Raw genomic sequence first — 16,473 nt, 5'->3', positions numbered from 1 at the left:
ATGTCACAATCCGTTATTACCAAAGCCTTTGTTGAATGGAAAGCAAAGCAGGCAATCGACAACAAACCGGTGATCCTGGACGAATTCATTTTCGCCCATGTCCCCGGTCTGGACATCAACAAGCCCATCGCCAATACCGAGGGTATACCCGATGCGGGGAAAATTGTTCACCGCCAGGCTGTGGGCAAAGCCGGTGTCGTCAACCTGAACGCCGTCGTGTATTCGGTGACGATGGGGGCCGATGTCGGCGATTTTGATTTCAACTGGATCGGCCTGGTCAACAAGGCCAGTAACACACTGGCGGCAATCATCCATGCGCCGACACAGCGCAAGGTAAAAAATGCCAGTGGTCAACAGGGCAATGTGCTGACCCGATCGGTGTTGATGGAGTACAACGGCGCACAGACCGGGACACAAATCAACGTGCCCGCTGAAACCTGGCAGATTGACTTTACTGCCCGCCTGGCTGGGATGGACGAAGCTGTCCGACTGGCTAGCCTGGACATTTACGGCCAAGGGGCGTTTTTTGATAACGGCTTTTTAGTAGCGAAAACCGCCAATCAGTATTTTGTGAACCAGGGGCTCGGCTACATCGGCGGGCTACGGGCCATGTTGGCGGTAAACCAGAACATTACCCTGGCTGCGAAACCGACCAAGGTCTGGGCTGATGTCAGTTATCACGGCACGGTTACCAGTGCCCACCGGACTGAAATCAAAATCACCGTCGCCGCCAGCCTGGCAGATTACGTCGAAAACGGCATCGCGCATTACGTGTTTGCCCTGGCGAGCATTGACGCTGCCGGGGTGATCACTGACCTGCGTCCGAAAGGGTCACTGGGTGAACAGCAGGGGAACAGCGACTTTTTGCGCAAAGACGACAACCTGGCCGCACTGAAAGACAAGACAAAAAGCCGGGAAAATCTGGGGCTGGGTAGCGCTGCAATCAGAAATACAGGAATAGGAAGTGGTGAGATTGCCCTTAATGGCAGTTTTGGTATCGGCGGGGTGACCCCGGAAGTAGCAAAAGACAATACGCTGTCCGTAATTAAGGGAATGGGAAGTGGTAACTATGCGGTTAATGCCCCTTCACCGGATATGCCATCAACAGCCGTTTCCTATCAACTGGACTGGTCATTAACGTCAGCCAGTGGTAACCGGTATGGGGTTTTGATAGCCAGGGCATTGAGCGATAAGGGACAGGTTAACGATAAACACTGGCGAAACTCGTTGCGCAATGGCGTATGGCAAGGCTGGGTGATGTTCTATGATTCTGAGAATAAACCTACTGCCGCGGATGTTAACGCCTATGCAAAGTCAGAGTCGGATAGCCGCTATGCCTATAAGTCGATCACGATTAATGGGAAGCCATTATCATCAAATGTGAATTTAGCCGCAGGTGATGTTAATGCCTGGAATAAAACAGAGTCTGATGGTCGTTTTATTTATAAGACGGGTGATACAATTAATTGGCTAAATGTTAATAGCAACCTGAATATTGGCCTTGATGCCAGTGTTAACAGGGCGTTGTATGTTAATGGAATGGATTTCATCATTAAACGCGGTTTGCAAGACCCCGTTAATAACGAAAGGCAAACTAATGGCATGCGCATACAAGGTGCAGGGAATTTGTTAGTTGATATATATCATCATGAGCGCATAGGTCAGTATCATCATTTTGGTATTCACCTGGCCGGTGGCGGTGCGGATGGCTGGTATGAATTCCGGGGGGACGGGTCATTCAGCGCCGGTGCCACAGTAGGCGCAGGCGGCGCGAATGGAGCAAAGTTATACCAGGACGGTAATCTGTCAGGTTCGCAATGGGGCGGTTATCTCAGTAATTGGCTGAGTAATAACACCATCAGTCGTGTAATGCGCGGTTCTCAAGGAACAATGGTAATGGATGGTGCATTGGTTGAGGCCCCGACAGGGTGCGTACTGACTGGTGGGAATGGCAATGAAGGCAATCAGATCGGCTTGGCTTTGTATCGTCCATTGCAGATTTGGCGTAGCGGTGGTTGGGTAACTATAGAGGGTTAAGAATGAAACTTGTTAATTTACAGCGTTATGTTCCTGATGTGTTGTTTAATGGTGTTGGAATACAATATTTTATCGATGCTACTGGATTGGATTGGTTTAAATCGCTGCCGCTGTTTACCAAAAAATATAGTATCGCGATTGAAAACGACACGGGGGTAATTCGCAGTATTAGTGAGGACGCTTCCCGTTTATACCCCGTTGGTTTAACAGTGGTCGATGTAGACAACTTGCCTGATGGGTGCGATATTTTTGGCGGATGGCTGTTTGATGGTGAAAAAGTTATTCCTCGCATTGAAACGCATGAGGAGATTGTTGCGAAAGCACAGAGAAACAAAGAAAGGCTTCTAGAAATAGCCACCAAAGCAATGGGGCCACTCCAGGACGCAAAGGATTTAGGTATTGCTACAGAAGAAGAACTGGCGAAACTGAAAGCGTGGATGCTTTTCCGGGTGCAAGTCAATCGTATTGATGTCAATACAGCGCCAGATATTGATTGGCCGGAGGTACCGAGTGTGGCGTAAGGCAACCTTGCGGATAGCTGACGATATGGCCCCGCTGTCCTGCGCTATCGTACCTGCTCACCCCTGGGTTTACGGATTGGGCCAGATGACAGACTCGGGGAACTATCTTAGCCCGGCCAACGCCCTGGGTTATCTGGCTAAAAAACTGGCCGGGAGTGGGGGCCAGGGTGAGGCGATTGTTTTCATGATTGCCGAAAATACCCATGATGCCTTTATGTCCGGGTTGAACAGTCTCGCCGCCGTTTTTCCTGCCCCTGCATTTACCCAGGTCAGCCGGATGGCCCAGGCTGCCGCAGAGCTGAGCACGGTCAAAATGCAGTTGCCTGGCAAAGCCGCCACTGCGCTGCCCGCCGCTATTCCGTTATCGGTGCCTACCAACCGGGCCGCAGTGAACGCACAGCGTGTGGCCGCTGCCCAGATGGCCGCCGCCGTGGGTACCAGCGTCACCGAGTTGCAAGCCCAGGTGACCGGTTTTATTCAGGCCCGCGCCGGTATGCTGACAGCAATCAGTGATGGCCTGGCGGCCCTGAAAGGGGCCAGCGCTGACGCCTGGGTGTTTACGCATTCGGGCGATATTGCGACCGCTGCCGTGGAACTGCTGAAAAATATACCGCAGGCGACGGCTGTCCACACTGCGGCCATGATGTTTACCGGGGATACCTTGGGCGATTTGGAGAAGATGATCGATGAGCCAGGCCGCATTACTCGCTCTTGATGGTGAAGGTATCAGCATGAAAAACATGCTGGTTTCACCGTCTATGCAGTTTCAGGAAAAAGACCAGTCCGGGCAAACGTCCAGCACGGCCAATGCCGAACAGGGCATCAAGGCCAAGGAATTGCGGGTGTCCGGCCTGGTGACTTTCGACGAGGAAGCCACGCTTCAGCGTCTGTTTCAACTGGCATCGGCGACCGAGCCGAGCGGCGCACTGAAAAAATACCGTATCGCCAACGAAACGGCGGCGGCTATTAACTTCAGGGAGGCGACGTTTACCGGTTCGATTGACGCAACCCCCCAGGAAGATCGCCTCGCCTGGCAGGTCAACTTTACGTTACGGGAAAAAATCAGTGTGCCGGAAAAACGCCAGGCCAGAAAAGGCAACGCCACGACCAGCACCAAACAGACCGGTGGCGCCGGGGCCGGTGGCAAAGGGCAAGCCGCCGCCGAGGATGCCGACAAAATGAGTTGGTTCGAAGAAAAAGTGTTGAAGCCTGTTAACGATGCACTGGGATAAGCCACGCCATGAAACCGATTAAGCGCCTGTACCTGTCCGCCGATACCGTTCACCTGGTTGACGTCAACATCATGTTGGAGATCAATGCGTGCGGTCGGGGATTTATCACCGCCCAGACAGAAACGGATTACACCGGCAAAATGGTGCGCCTGGATGTGGGTTACGATGGCCTGGTGTTGCGCTGGTTTACCGGCTACGTGGAGCGCTCACAGCCTGCCGAGAACGGCTTTCAACGCCTGTTTGTTCGTGAGCTGATCGGCGTTTTTGATAAACTCTGGCCGTGCTCTTTCCAGCACCCTACCTTGCGCGACATCACTGCCTGGCTATCTGAGCAAAGCGGCCTGACGGTCACGGCTCCCGAGGGGGCCGCCTATGCCGACAAACCGATCCCCCACTTTACGCACAGTGGTACCGGGTACCAGCTTTTCGCGTCTCTGGGACGCGCTTTCTCCATCACGGATTATCAGTGGTACCAGCTACCGGATGGCGGCATTTTTGTCGGTGCCGCCGAACATGGCCTCATGGCGGGGAAGCCCGTAGACATCCCCAGCGAATTTAGCCAGGCCACGGCGGGCGGGAACTCCATGACCGTGCCGATGATCCAAAGCTTGCGCCCCGGTGCAGAAGTGAACGGCCAGCGTTTAAATCAGGTTAGATTGGAAAACGACAACATGGCGATCACCTGGTTACCGCGCAACAAGACCACCGGCCAGCCGCTGCAAAAATCGCCGATACAGCGCCAGGTCGAAGGGGCGTTTCCTGAATTGGCGTCTGGGTTACATCTGCCGAAGTTTGCCCGCGTGATTGCAGCCAGCGAAGACGTGGCCAGTGGCAATATCGCCGACCCATTTCGTCCCCGCTATGCTGTGGATTTACAACTGATAGACGCGGACGGCAACCCGGTACCCAATACACCGGTGTATCCGGCTGTCCCGCTGCCGGTGCCCTTGGCCGGGAGTGAATCGGGCCTGTTCCAGTTCCCGCCAGCGGGCACGCTGGTTGAGGTCGGATTTACCGAGGGCCGCCCGGATAAACCCTTTGTGCGTCAGACTGTGGCCCAGGGGCAAAACCTGCCCGCAGTTAAACCCGGCGAACAGCTTCAGCAGCAGCGGGATGGTGTCTCGCAGCGTGTCACGGTGGCCGGTGACTGGGTACGGCAGACTGACCAGGCAATCAGCGAATCCTCAATGAATCGTGTGATTAAGGCCGATGACGAAACCCGCACGCTGGTTGTGCGCGACACCACCGTCCAGGCGACGGATAAAACCACCGTGCTGGGCACTGCCACGCTGTTGGCCGGTGCCGTGGTACATATCAGCCAGGGCGACTACAGCCTGGGCACATCGGGAAGTCTGATAGTGACCTGCAGCAAAGACGTTTCTGTCGATGTTGGCCAGAACGTGAAACGCAAGGTCAGCGGTAACCAGGAAGATACCATCGGCGGATCGTTCACGCTCGACGTTGGGGCCGCACTCACTGAGAAGATTACCGGCATTCGCCGCAGCGTTGCCAAGGCACAACAGTTGATAGCACCCGTGGTAAAATTGGGTACCGATGACATTAACGTCCTTACTCTACTGACGGATACGCTTGACGTGCTCAACGAGCTGGCAACGCTGACCGCCAGCCATACGCACCCTGATACCGGGGCAAGCCAGCAGTCTGGAAAGTTCATCGCCACCGCGCAAAAGACCGTGGCGCTGAATAAAAAATACAGCCCGCTGATTGGCTGATTTTCGTCACCCTCACGAAAGCCTCCTGTAACGCCCACCATTGACCGCATGACCTGTAGGCCGACACTGTTCGGCCCTCTTTGCGTTCGTCCAACCACGCCACGCAGACGAAACAGAAACCCACAGACGAAAGCGCATACGAGACGGAAACGGCGCTACACCGCACCCGCCTGCACGTTTTGGATCATAAAAATTTTGCAAAAGAATTTTGGTGCAAATCGACCGCCAGCCAGCGCCGTGGCTGGGGTTCTGGCGTCTGGGTGGTTTTGCAATGTGTGCAAGGTTTTGCAATGTTTTGCAAAAGCCAGGCCGGAGCATGTGGCTAACCTATTGGATAACATCATGTTTATAAAAGGATCTCTTTGCTTTCCGTGAGGATCGGCGCAGCCGGATTTATGCGGGGGTGGTGTCCGTATGAAATGACGACAGGCTAGGCATGGCGCGGGTTGCGGGGCTATTTAATGGGCGAATAAGTTTTGCACTTTCTTGCGCAGACGATCGCGAAAGGATCGCGCTTTATCCGTCATGATGATGCTCGCTATCCGTTATCAAGTTGCCAATTCCGTGATGATTTCGTGACCTGCCCATGCACTGCGTTTCGATCGGTTTTAGCGATCAATTTGCAGGTGATTGATCTGTGCAATCAATTGGAGGTAGAGGGGATATCTCAGTAGGATAAAAAGCGAACAGAATAACGCCATTACCCTGGCGGCTCAGTATCAAGGGCGGAATATGGTTTTTTGCAAGACGTGCGGGAAATGGCTTTACCACCTGTCTGATGGTGGTGATTCAGGGTCTGATTATTGTGATAAATGCAGGCCACCGGGTTTTATACGCCGGGCCGTCACAAAAATTATAAAGCTCGTTCGGACCACCTTCAGCAGCAAAGAGAATTAACCAAACACCAGGGAACGCCATTAAGGCCCGCGAAAGCGGGCTTTTTTGTGGCATACAGGACACAACAGGTTGAGAAGGCAGAAATTTGCAGGGAGGGTGATTACTGTTACACTTCGGGCGGGTGCTCTGGATCTTTCTGTCTGGAGCATTGAGCAAAGGATAGAAAGAGAAAAGCCCCGAATTGATATTAATCAACCCGAGGCCCCTCTATGCTCAACAACATAAAGGTAGCGCCTCATATGCTTAAAAGCAAGGATAAGGAGGCTATCATGCCGCAAAAGTTAGTTGTAATCGCCCTGGTCGTTATCTGTATCACCGTACTGGTGTTTACGTGGATGACCAAGAAAACGCTCTGTGAAATCCGTATTCGAAGCGGACAAACAGAGGTTGCGGCCATGATGGCTTACGAATCCGTGAGGTAATGCAACCCAACGGCGGGGCTTGTCCCCGCCTGTTGGTTGTTTGAGCTAAGATCCAAGAGCACCCATTCTGGTTTTGTCACATATCGCTTTCAGCCAGCCTACGGGCTGGCTTTTTTATGCCTTGAACTGCTGCGATTGAAGATAAACGCTGATACAATTCGACAGATGCTTATATTGTGCTTTCTGAGCTGTGGTCAATATGAGGGCAGACTTTAATTTAAGGCTATACAAATCAAATGATTAGCCTAGCATTTAAAGTACCATGGGTGACTTGTTTGTGAAGGGGACGGCCAATGTTTACGGGAAGTATTGTTGCACTGGTTACGCCGATGGACACCAAAGGTGCTGTCGATCGTGCGAGCCTAAAAAAACTGATTGATTATCATGTAGCCAGTGGGACTGCGGCGATCGTTTCCGTAGGAACTACCGGCGAGTCCGCCACGCTGCCCCATGACGAACATGTGGATGTGGTCTTGCAGACGCTGGAACTGGCCGCAGGCCGTATTCCGGTGATCGCCGGTACCGGTGCCAACGCCACCAGCGAGGCTATCTCACTGACGCAGCGTTTCAGCAATACCGGTGTCGTGGGCTGCCTGTCGGTCACGCCTTACTACAACAGACCGACCCAGGAAGGCCTGTACCAGCATTTCAAAGCCATTGCCGAAAGCACCGATCTGCCGCAGATCCTCTATAACGTGCCTTCACGTACCGGTTGTGACATGCTGCCGCCAACCATCGCTCGTTTGGCCAAAATTAAGAATATTGTTGCCGTTAAAGAGGCAACAGGGAACTTAAGTCGTGTTAGTCAGATCCAAGTGCTGGTTGATGATGAAGACTTCATTTTGCTGAGCGGCGACGACGCCAGCGGTCTGGACTTCATGCAACTGGGTGGCAAAGGGGTGATTTCCGTGACGGCCAACGTGGCTGCGCGTGAAATGGTCGAACTTTGCCGCCTGGCGGCGCAAGGCAATTTTGCCGAAGCCCGCCGTTTGAATCAGCGCTTGATGCCTTTGCATCAGGATTTGTTCGTAGAAGCAAACCCAATTCCGGTGAAATGGGCCTGTAAGGCATTGGGATTGATGGCAACCGATACGATGCGTCTGCCTATGACGCCGTTGACCGACGCTGCCCGTCCTGTCGTGGAGCGTGCGTTGAAAAGCGCCGGTTTGCTGTAACTCTTAGGGAGATTTGATGGCTTATTCATTGCAAAAGTCGACGCTAGCAACGGTCGTGGGATTAGCGCTGGTGATGACGCTGGCGGCATGTTCTACCGATCAGCGCTACAAACGCCAGGTTAGCGGCGATGAGGCCTATCTTGACGCCGCACCGCTCAAACCGCTGAGCGCGCCGTCCGGCCTGATCCTGCCGGTACAAACTGGTAATTATGAAGTTCCGGCAAACGCGCAGAAAGGCGCTGTTGGCAAGCAACTGGATATCCGGCCACCGGTACAGCCGCTGGCACTGCTGAGCGGTTCCCGAGGTCAATATGCCGGTGACAGCGGCACGCTGCTGCTGGAAAGCAGCCCGCAGAACGATAACCTGTGGTCCCGCGTAGCCAGCCTGTTGCAGAGCAAAAACATTCCGATCGCCTCACGTACGGATGCCAGCCAAACGCTGACTACCGACTGGGTGAAGTGGAACCGTCTGGATGAAGACAACCAGTACGAAGGCCGCTACCAGATCACGGTACAGAAACAGGGCTACCAACAAGCGTTGGTGGTGAAAACCCTCGAACTGCGTCAGCAGGGGCAAACCGACAAGGTTACCGACCCTTCTGAAGTTCAGCGCTACAACGGTATGATGATGAACACCATCGTTGAGGGCCTGGACAAGCAGGACAACCTGTCGAGCAGCCAGTCCGCCAACCGTGTTGGTGTGTTGGACGTGCAGAGCGGTGCGGATGACACCGGCCTGCCAACGCTGATCGTGCGTGCGCCGTACACGGTAGTGTGGGATCGTTTGCCACCGGCACTGGAAAAACTGGGGATGAAAGTGGGTGACCGCAGCCGTCCGCAGGGTAGCGTCGCCGTAACCTACAAATCCCTGAGCAGCAGTGATTGGGATGCGTTGGGCGCCAAAGATCCTGAACTGAAAGAAGGCGATTACAAACTGCAGGTCGGTGATTTGAATAACCGTACCAGTTTGCAATTTATCGATTCCAAAGGTAAGCCGTTGACCCAGTCGCAGAACGATGCGCTGGTAGCGGTGCTCCAGACGGCTTTCAGTAAAACCAGCGTGAAATAACTACATCTAGGGGCTGCGGCCCCTTTTTGTTTTGCTGATACGGTATCGTTTGCGTCGCAGATTTGGCACAATAGTTATCAGCAAACCAAAGAACTTATCAGGTCAATTTTGTGCCCAGTAGGCTGCCAGGCAGCCGGAAGGTACCATCTCATTGGAGTAAGTTAAGATGCAAAAGCTAGCTGAACTGTATCGCGGCAAGGCAAAAACCGTCTACACCACCGAAAACCCGGATCTGCTGGTGTTGGAATTCCGTAACGATACGTCAGCACTGGATGGTCAGCGCATTGAGCAGTTCGATCGTAAAGGGATGGTGAACAACAAGTTCAACCATTTCATTATGAGCAAGCTGGAAGAGGCCGGTATCCCAACGCAGATGGAACGCCTGCTGTCAGACAACGAAGTGCTGGTGAAAAAGCTGGAGATGGTACCGGTTGAGTGCGTGATCCGTAACCGTGCCGCAGGCTCTTTGGTCAAGCGCTTGGGGATCGAAGAAGGTTTGCCGCTGAACCCGCCGCTGTTTGATCTGTTCCTGAAGAACGACGCGATGCACGACCCAATGGTGAACGAATCCTATTGCGAAACCTTCGGCTGGGTGAGCAAAGAGCATCTGGCGCGCATGCGCGAGCTTAGCTATATGGCTAACGACGTGCTGAGCAAGCTGTTTGACGATGCGGGCCTGATCCTGGTCGATTTCAAACTGGAGTTCGGCCTGTTCAACGGTGAAGTGGTGCTGGGCGATGAGTTCTCCCCGGACGGTAGCCGCCTGTGGGACAAGAATACCCTGGCCAAGATGGACAAGGATCGCTTCCGCCAGAGCCTGGGTGGCCTGATTGAAGCCTACGAAGAAGTCGCTCGCCGTATCGGCGTGAAGTTGGACTAATCGTTAAATCATGCCCCTCACTTTAGCACTCTCTTACAGGGGAAGGGCTAGAGTGAGGGGCAAAGCATCGAACTGAGCCTCCCACCCCTCATTCACCACTTTCCAGAAAATTACTGCATTCGCTGCGCCACGAACGCCTTATAATAGTAACCAGGGCTAGTTTCCTACGATTATTAAAAATCATCTCTGGAGTTTATTTATGCGTTGGCAAGGGCGTCGAGAAAGTGACAATGTCGAGGATCGCCGTGGGCAGTCTTCAGGTCTGGGCGGCGGCGGTGGCGGCCCCCGGATACCTATCGGCGGCAAAGGTGGCCTGATCATTCTGGTCGTGGTGCTGGTTGCCGGTTACTACGGGGTAGACCTGACTCCTCTGCTGAATGGCGGAGATGTCTCCCCACAGTCTCAGCAGCAAAGCGCCAGCATCAGCCCGCAAGACGATCAACTGGCCAAGTTTACCTCGGTGGTGCTGGCGTCTACCGAAGATAACTGGCAGGGCATCTTCAAGCAGATGGGGAAAAACTATCAGGATCCGAAACTGGTGATGTACCGGGGCGCGACGCGTACCGGCTGCGGCACCGGTCAATCGGTGATGGGGCCGTTTTACTGCCCTGCGGACGATACGGTCTATATCGATCTCTCGTTCTACCAGGATATGAAAACCAAGCTGGGTGCTGGCGGTGATTTTGCCCAAGCTTATGTGGTTGCGCATGAAGTGGGCCACCACGTGCAGAATCTCTTGGGGATTGAGCGCAAGGTTCGCCAGATGCAGCAAGGGGCTAGCCAGGCAGAGGTTAACCGCCTGTCGGTGAAAATGGAGCTTCAGGCCGACTGCTTTGCTGGCGTTTGGGGCCATTACGCCGAGAAACAGCAGATGCTGGAAGCAGGCGATCTGCAATCCGCATTGAATGCCGCGCAGGCGATTGGTGACGACCGTTTGCAGCAGCAAAGCCAAGGGAGAGTGGTGCCAGACAGCTTTACGCATGGCACTTCGCAGCAGCGTTATACCTGGTTCAAGCAAGGGTTCGATAGCGGCGACCCTAATACCTGCAATACCTTCGCCTCCCGTTGATATTACTCAGTGCCGGTGCCTAGAGCCCGGCACTCTGCTTTCAGGCCTCAATATTCATGTTACAAAAAATGCAACAACGCATGCAGCAGCAGGGTATTCGGCGGCTGTTGGTGATCAGCGGAGAATCGCAATGGTGCCGAGATCAGGCGCAGCAACTGGCGGCACAGCTGCCGGGGGACTGGCCTTGGGTCGGTAATGACGTGCCCGCAGGAATCGATGCGTTGGCGAGTCACGCGGTCAGAACCCTGTTGGGGCAGGAGCGGTTGCATGCGGTGTTTGATGCGTTAGCGGGGCTGGATGTCGAAGCGCTGGCCCAGCTTTGCGGGACATTACAAGCCGGTAGCTGGTTACTGTTGCTGGTGCCACCATGGCAAAGCTGGCCGCAGCAGCCAGATAGCGACAGCCTGCGCTGGAGCGATTGCCCACAGCCGATCGCCACGCCCCATTTTATCCACCATCTGCAACAACGGTTGCTGGCCGATAGCGAAGTGTCTATCTGGCGGCAAGGTGAACCGTTGTGCCTGGCTCCCTTACCATTACGGCCAGCTTGGCAGGTTCCCCAGGGTAATCCGAGTGAGGAACAGCAGGCCATTTTGGCCCGCTTGTTGGCGGCCGAGTCTGGGATCTGGGTATTAACCGCTGCGCGTGGCCGGGGGAAATCAACGGTGGCGGGGATGTTGATGGCCAGCAGCCCGTTAACCTGTTGGATCACCGGCCCGAGCCGCGCCGCTACCGACGTTGCCAGCGAGTGGGCCGCAGGGCGGGCCCAGTTTTGGGCACCGGATGCTTTGCTACAGCATTGTGCTGAACAGGGGGCAGAGGGGGTTGGCTGGCTGCTGGTGGATGAGGCCGCCGCGATCCCTGGACCTTTACTGCAACAGTTAATGGACTATTTCCCACGCGTATTGCTGACAACTACGGTGCAGGGATATGAAGGAACGGGGCGCGGATTTTTACTGAAGTTCTGCGCCTCCTTACCGCAGTGGCAGCCGTTAAGCTTGCAGCAACCGATGCGTTGGGCGCTGGGCGATGCCCTGGAGCGGATTATCGATCACGCCTTGCTGTTCAACGAGGAACCGGTATGGGCAGTGGCCGGGCAGTCACCCACTTTGGGTGCTATTGAACAGGCTGAACTGTGCGCCGATCCGCAACGGTTACGGCGTTTCTATGCGTTGCTCTGTAGCGCACACTATAGAACCTCACCGCTGGATTTACGCCGCCTGATGGATGCGCCCGGGATGCACTTCAGTGCGGCGTCGCTGGGGGATGAGGTGGTCGGGGCGTTATGGCTGGTAGATGAGGGCGGCTTATCGGTTGAACTGGCCCACGAGGTGTGGGCGGGCCGCAGAAGGCCGCGTGGCAATCTGGTCGTTCAATCTTTGGCGGCACATAGCGGCCAATGGTGGGCACCTACGCTGCGTTCCCGTCGCATTACCCGTATCGCCGTGTTGCCGGAGTTACGCCAGCAAGGGATCGCCAGCCGGTTGTTGGAACAGCAAAAACGTGACTCGCAGGGGTTGGATTTTCTTTCCGTCAGCTTCGGCTATACCGAGCCGCTGTGGCGGTTTTGGCAATCTTGTGGCTTCACCCTGGTGCGGATTGGCAACAAACCGGAGGCCAGCAGTGGCTGTTACACCGCCATGGCGGTGCTGGCCATTAGCGAGCAAGGAGAGGCACTGTGCCATGCGGCGCATAAGCACCTGGCACGGGATTGGCGCTGGTTGCGGCAACGTAGCGACCTGTTGCTGGAGCTCGACGATGATACCGATCCGCTATTAAATGAAGAAGACTGGCGCGAGCTGGCCGGTTTTGCCTTTGCCCATCGGCCCTTGGAGGCCAGCCTGGGGGCATTACAACGTCTGCTGTTGAGCAGCTCATTGCCCTGTGCGGCATTGCGTGCGCATTTGCAGCAACAACAAACCGTGGCCCAGTGCGCTGCCCAATATGGCCTGAGTGGCCAAAAAGCCTTGCTGCGGCTTTGGCGGCAAGAGGCAGGGCAGGCGTTGCAACAGCTTAATGCGCAACATTGCCGCTACTGGCAGGAGTGGGCGCAGTCGTTGCAATAAATGGAAAGAGTTGTTCAATAAAACCCGATTTTCCTGATTTCTCCGCGGCGTATAGTAAGGGCAGTTGCCGGGTCTGTCCCGGATGTCTCTAACCTGAGGAGTCCCCTATGAAACACTCGCATTTCGTTGTCCAAAGCCCCGCAGCTCCGGCAGAGCAACTGATACTGCTGTTTCATGGCGTAGGGGATAATCCGGTGGCAATGGGGGAGATCGGCAGTTACTTCGCCAAAGATTTCCCACAGGCTTTGGTGGTGAGCATTGGTGGTCCATTCGCTTTTGGCAACGGTGAGGGTCGCCAATGGTTCTCGGTTCAGGGGATCACCGAACACAACCGCACGCAGCGCATTGCCGAAGTGATGCCAACCTTTGTTGAAACCGTGCGCTACTGGCAGCAGCACAGCGGTGTGGGCTACGCGGGCACCGCGCTGGTTGGTTTTTCGCAGGGTTCGATCATGGCGCTGGAAGGGCTAAAAGCCGAAGCCAAACTGGCCGGGCGGGTAGTGGCCTTCAGCGGCCGTTTTGCCCAGTTACCGCAAGCCGATTTTGGTGACAGCGTGGTACACCTGATCCATGGTGAGACGGACGGCGTTATTGCTGCGGAACATGCGCAAGCGGCTGAGGCTCAGTTGCAGGCCGTTGGCGCAGATGTGACGTTGGATATTGAACCAGGCGTCGGGCATGCAATCAGTTCGGGCATGATGAATGCTGCTCTGGAGCGTTTGCATTACTACGTGCCGCAGCGCTATTGGGAAGAGGCGATGTTTGGTAAACGGGGCGATCTGATCGCCTTTAAATAAACAGCAGGGCGCTATGTGCGCCCTGAGGTTATGGCTTTTTCGGCCAGTCGTCTTCGTCGTCCCACTTGGCGTTGTTATCGCGGTGGGGCGGCAATTCAGGCTTGTTGGCCAGGAATTTTCGATGATCCAGGCGGCGTAATTCCTTGATCCCGCTAATGATAATACCTGCCAATATCACCAGGATTATCCACCAGTAGTCAGCTAACCAATGCATGTTTACACCTTTCCTTCAGGGCGAACAAAACGCGAGAATATCGTGGGCAGATGGCTTGCGAGCCAAGCTGCACCAGCAACGTCCTTATCTCGCCAGGCCGCCAGCAGCAGCTCGGGCGTCAGTAAATGCTCGGCCTCTTGCGCCAGCGGGCGATAACTTAAATGCCAGGGTTCCACCGCCACCCCACCTTGATCGGCGGTAAACGGGCGATAGAAGCCAAACTCGGCCATATGTGCAGTCAGCCAAAGATTTAGCGGATGGAAATAACCACCGGCTTCATATTCCCACGGCTCTAACTGCAACTTTTGCCCAACGGGCAGCAGCGACGGATCGTAAACATCCAGATCGCTGCCCCAGTGGTGACGGCTGGCACCCGGTAGGGCCGACCAACGCAAAATGGCTTCACAACGCTCGGCGGCAGACAGTGGCTGGATATCCATCGGTTGGCTATTGTGATCTAATACTGGCCGCTCTCCGCAGAACTTACCATTCCAGATCGCCAGCTGCCGGTCAAAATCGCGAAAGGTGCTGGCCGGTTGCAGATCAAAGCCTGCCGTTTTAGCCGCCTGTTGCATGGCCTGAAAGGCCACCACCGCAGCGGGTTGCAGCCGGTGATTGCCGCTCAGTACGGTAAGGTGCTCCGTTGAGCGCCCGGTGAGCATTTCTGCGCTGATCATGCGACCAGTTGCTCCATGATACGCTGATACATGCGGCTCAGTAACTGCAGATCGGCCGCATGTACGCATTCATTCACTTTATGGATGGTGGCGTTGACCGGCCCCAGCTCAACCACCTGTGCTCCCATCTGAGCGATAAAGCGGCCATCAGAAGTCCCGCCGGTAGTCAGTAGTTGCGGGGTGAGCTCGGCATAGTGTTCTACCGCATTCACCACGGCATCGACCAAAGCGCCTCGAGCGGTCAGGAAAGGCTGGCCAGACAGCCACCAGTCGATGCTGTAGTTCAAGTTATGGCGATCCAACAGTTCCTGCACCCGCTGCTTGATCAGGGTGTCGGTAAGCTCGGTGCTGAAGCGGAAGTTGAACTGCACGAACATTTCACCGGGGATCACGTTGTTGCTGCCGGTCCCGGCCTGCACATTGGCAATTTGCATGCTGGTTGGCGGGAAGAATTCGTTGCCCTGATCCCACTCAATGGCGACCAGTTCGTTTAACGCAGGCATAGCCCGGTGAACCGGATTATCGGCCAGATGTGGATAGGCGACGTGACCCTGGACTCCATGAATACGCAGATTGGCGGTGATCGAGCCACGGCGGCCATTTTTCACCACGTCTCCGACCCGTTCGGTGCTTGAAGGTTCGCCGACCAGGCAATAATCAAGGCGCTCGTTGCGAGCCATCAAGGCTTCCACTACCTTCACGGTACCATGAGTGGCGCTGGCCTCTTCGTCTGAGGTGATCAGAAACGCCAAGCGGCCCTGATGGTTGGGGTTGGCGGCAACGAAGCGTTCTGCGGCTACCACCATGGCGGCCAGGGAGCCTTTCATATCGGCGGCTCCGCGCCCATAAAGCATGCCGTCGCGGATGACGGGCTCAAACGGTGGGTTATCCCAATTTTTCTCGTCGCCGGTTGGCACCACATCGGTGTGGCCAGCAAACGCCAGCGTGCTGCCCTGACCGCGCCAGGCCCAGAAGTTTTGCGTATCGCCAAAGTTCATTGGTTCGACGGTAAAACCGATCGCTTTCAGGCGGGCGATCATCAACTCCTGACAGCCTTCGTCATGTGGGCTGAGGGAAGGGCGCTTGATAAGCTGTTGCGCCAGTTCGATAACAGGGCAGATCATGAGTTAACCTCGGTAATAAATTGCTGATAGCTTTCGCTGCTGAAGCCTAGCAGGGCATGTCCTTTACCATCATCCAGCAAGGGGCGTTTGATCATGGCCGGTTGCTCCAGCATCAGGGCGATGGCGGCATCAGCATTGTCGCAGGCATTGCGCTGGGCTTCATCCAGTTTACGCCATGTCGTGCCACGGGTATTCAACAAGGGTTCCCAACCCAGACGCGCGACAAAATCACGCAACAACTGCTCGTCGAGCCCGTCTGCGCGATAGTCGTGGAATTGATAAGCCACATCCTGTTCTTCCAGCCAGCGGCGGGCTTTTTTGATGGTGTCACAATTTTTGATGCCGAACATGGTCAGCGAGGCGTGCTGCGGTTTGTCTGTCATGGCGTAAAAGCTACCTTTTAATCGTCAAAATCTGTACTGAGTGGCACAAGCGTTGATCACTAACTTATACCGCACGGTGATAGCACAGATAATGCGGGAAAACGGGGTTTAAATCCAGACAGAGATGTACTCATCATTGACAGAGAGAGGTTTTTATTTAAAGGGTAATACATACAG

At 55.0% G+C, this 16,473-nt stretch carries 16 protein-coding genes; 12 read left to right on the top strand and 4 right to left on the bottom strand.

What is annotated here, in order from left to right; genetic code table 11:
• The 12 genes from KGP26_RS20415 to ypfH all read left to right on the top strand — a co-directional run bounded on the left by KGP26_RS20415 (window position 1) and on the right by ypfH (window position 13,898).
• Window positions 1-2,037, top strand: coding sequence for a phage tail protein (locus KGP26_RS20415; RefSeq protein ID WP_223664526.1), 2,037 nt, complete (start codon window positions 1-3; stop codon window positions 2,035-2,037).
• Window positions 2,038-2,039: 2 nt separating this feature from the next.
• Window positions 2,040-2,558, top strand: coding sequence for a tail fiber assembly protein (locus KGP26_RS20410; RefSeq protein WP_223664525.1), 519 nt, complete (start codon window positions 2,040-2,042; stop codon window positions 2,556-2,558).
• Window positions 2,548-3,273: a hypothetical protein gene (locus KGP26_RS20405; protein WP_223664524.1), complete on the top strand. Its 726-nt coding sequence runs from the start codon at window positions 2,548-2,550 to the stop codon at window positions 3,271-3,273. The genes KGP26_RS20410 and KGP26_RS20405 overlap by 11 nt, the downstream gene beginning before the upstream one ends.
• Window positions 3,245-3,790, top strand: a complete 546-nt coding sequence (locus tag KGP26_RS20400) for a hypothetical protein (protein WP_223664523.1) — start codon at window positions 3,245-3,247, stop codon at window positions 3,788-3,790. Before KGP26_RS20405 ends, KGP26_RS20400 begins: the two co-directional genes overlap by 29 nt.
• A gap of 8 nt (window positions 3,791-3,798) precedes the next feature.
• Window positions 3,799-5,523: a hypothetical protein gene (locus tag KGP26_RS20395; protein WP_223664522.1), complete on the top strand. Its 1,725-nt coding sequence runs from the start codon at window positions 3,799-3,801 to the stop codon at window positions 5,521-5,523.
• A 1,166-nt stretch (window positions 5,524-6,689) separates the two neighbouring features.
• The gene (locus KGP26_RS20390) at window positions 6,690-6,842 is read left to right on the top strand and encodes a type I toxin-antitoxin system Hok family toxin (protein WP_305801979.1); all 153 of its coding nucleotides are present in this window, start codon (window positions 6,690-6,692) and stop codon (window positions 6,840-6,842) included.
• Between the two features lie 293 nt (window positions 6,843-7,135).
• Window positions 7,136-8,017, top strand: coding sequence for a 4-hydroxy-tetrahydrodipicolinate synthase (gene dapA, locus KGP26_RS20385; protein ID WP_021807111.1), 882 nt, complete (start codon window positions 7,136-7,138; stop codon window positions 8,015-8,017).
• Between the two features lie 16 nt (window positions 8,018-8,033).
• Window positions 8,034-9,086 (top strand): outer membrane protein assembly factor BamC, encoded by a 1,053-nt coding sequence (gene bamC / locus KGP26_RS20380; protein ID WP_021178748.1) that lies wholly within the window; start codon window positions 8,034-8,036, stop codon window positions 9,084-9,086.
• Between the two features lie 166 nt (window positions 9,087-9,252).
• Window positions 9,253-9,966 carry a phosphoribosylaminoimidazolesuccinocarboxamide synthase gene (gene purC, locus KGP26_RS20375; protein WP_021178747.1) on the top strand — a complete coding sequence of 238 codons (714 nt, stop codon included), beginning with the start codon at window positions 9,253-9,255 and terminating at the stop codon, window positions 9,964-9,966.
• A gap of 199 nt (window positions 9,967-10,165) precedes the next feature.
• Window positions 10,166-11,035 carry a neutral zinc metallopeptidase gene (locus tag KGP26_RS20370; RefSeq protein ID WP_021807109.1) on the top strand — a complete coding sequence of 290 codons (870 nt, stop codon included), beginning with the start codon at window positions 10,166-10,168 and terminating at the stop codon, window positions 11,033-11,035.
• 56 nt (window positions 11,036-11,091) lie between these two features.
• Window positions 11,092-13,101, top strand: a complete 2,010-nt coding sequence (locus KGP26_RS20365; protein WP_223664521.1) for a tRNA(Met) cytidine acetyltransferase TmcA — start codon at window positions 11,092-11,094, stop codon at window positions 13,099-13,101.
• 107 nt (window positions 13,102-13,208) lie between these two features.
• Window positions 13,209-13,898: an esterase gene (gene ypfH / locus KGP26_RS20360; protein ID WP_209529259.1), complete on the top strand. Its 690-nt coding sequence runs from the start codon at window positions 13,209-13,211 to the stop codon at window positions 13,896-13,898.
• A gap of 28 nt (window positions 13,899-13,926) precedes the next feature.
• Here the strand turns inward: ypfH and KGP26_RS20355 are convergent, their stop codons facing one another.
• The 4 genes from KGP26_RS20355 to KGP26_RS20340 are packed head-to-tail and all read right to left on the bottom strand — an operon-like array spanning window position 13,927 to window position 16,296.
• A complete protein-coding gene (locus tag KGP26_RS20355; RefSeq protein WP_021178743.1) occupies window positions 13,927-14,112 on the bottom strand; it encodes a YpfN family protein in 186 nt (61 codons plus the stop codon).
• Between the two features lie 2 nt (window positions 14,113-14,114).
• Window positions 14,115-14,789 carry a M15 family metallopeptidase gene (locus KGP26_RS20350; protein ID WP_223664520.1) on the bottom strand — a complete coding sequence of 225 codons (675 nt, stop codon included), beginning with the start codon at window positions 14,787-14,789 and terminating at the stop codon, window positions 14,115-14,117.
• On the bottom strand, window positions 14,786-15,913 hold the full coding sequence (gene dapE, locus KGP26_RS20345; RefSeq protein WP_021807105.1) for a succinyl-diaminopimelate desuccinylase: 1,128 nt from the start codon (window positions 15,911-15,913) through the stop codon (window positions 14,786-14,788). Before dapE ends, KGP26_RS20350 begins: the two co-directional genes overlap by 4 nt.
• Window positions 15,910-16,296, bottom strand: a complete 387-nt coding sequence (locus tag KGP26_RS20340; RefSeq protein ID WP_059201473.1) for an ArsC family reductase — start codon at window positions 16,294-16,296, stop codon at window positions 15,910-15,912. Before KGP26_RS20340 ends, dapE begins: the two co-directional genes overlap by 4 nt.
• Window positions 16,297-16,473 lie beyond the last annotated feature (177 nt).

The sequence above is a fragment of the Serratia sp. JSRIV002 genome (assembly GCF_019968725.1).
Classification (GTDB): domain Bacteria; phylum Pseudomonadota; class Gammaproteobacteria; order Enterobacterales; family Enterobacteriaceae; genus Chania; species Chania fonticola_B.
This window is presented reverse-complemented; position numbering and strand designations above follow the sequence as displayed.